This window comes from Herbaspirillum sp. B65 (genome assembly GCF_000333555.1).
In the GTDB taxonomy this organism is placed as follows: domain Bacteria; phylum Pseudomonadota; class Gammaproteobacteria; order Burkholderiales; family Burkholderiaceae_D; genus Herbaspirillum; species Herbaspirillum rubrisubalbicans.
In genome coordinates, this window is the sequence record NZ_BADI01000732.1 from 1 (window position 1) to 596 (window position 596).

Annotated in this window: 1 protein-coding gene; it reads right to left on the reverse strand. The window is 45.1% G+C overall.

The window, feature by feature from the left end; all coding sequences use genetic code 11:
• Positions 1-4 precede the first annotated feature (4 nt).
• Positions 5-232: a helix-turn-helix domain-containing protein gene (locus I5W_RS30090; RefSeq protein WP_082803064.1), complete on the reverse strand. Its 228-nt coding sequence runs from the start codon at positions 230-232 to the stop codon at positions 5-7.
• Positions 233-596 lie beyond the last annotated feature (364 nt).

Below are 596 nucleotides of genomic sequence, written 5' to 3' on the forward strand. Positions count from 1 at the left end.
CCTATTACAGTTTTGCTTCTGCTAACAAGTACGACGCGCTGACGTGCAATGCTTTTGCAATTGCAACGATATTTCTCAGCGAAATATTTCTTTCACCTCGCTCAACTGATCCGATATAGGTTCTATGAAGGTCGGACTCAAACGCTAGTTGTTCTTGTGACATAGATCTTGCCGCCCGTTCTCGGCGGATAATTTCGCCTAAGGCTGATTCAGGATTTGAAAGGCTATTCATGCCCGGCAACTTATCCCGCAAGATGACTTTATATCGACAGACTATAAGTAGCAATCGCGTAGAGCAAACATAGTTGCCTTTCTCGACTTTTGGGTAACCTTACTTGGTAGTTTCCAGTGAGTGATAAGAAATGATACTGTAATTTTATCCAGTATAAAGGTGCGGATGTAATGGACTTATCCAAACCAAGCGGCTGGGCACATCAAGTAAAACCTGATCACTAGGCGATGTCCTAGTGGACATGTCGTAGACATATGCAGACGGGCACGTACCAAAAGTAGTCACAGTTTGATATCCCGCGGCTCTGTTATGCCCTTTGATTTTTGGGGGAGCATGGCATTTAGCGGCAGTACTACGGACCCGG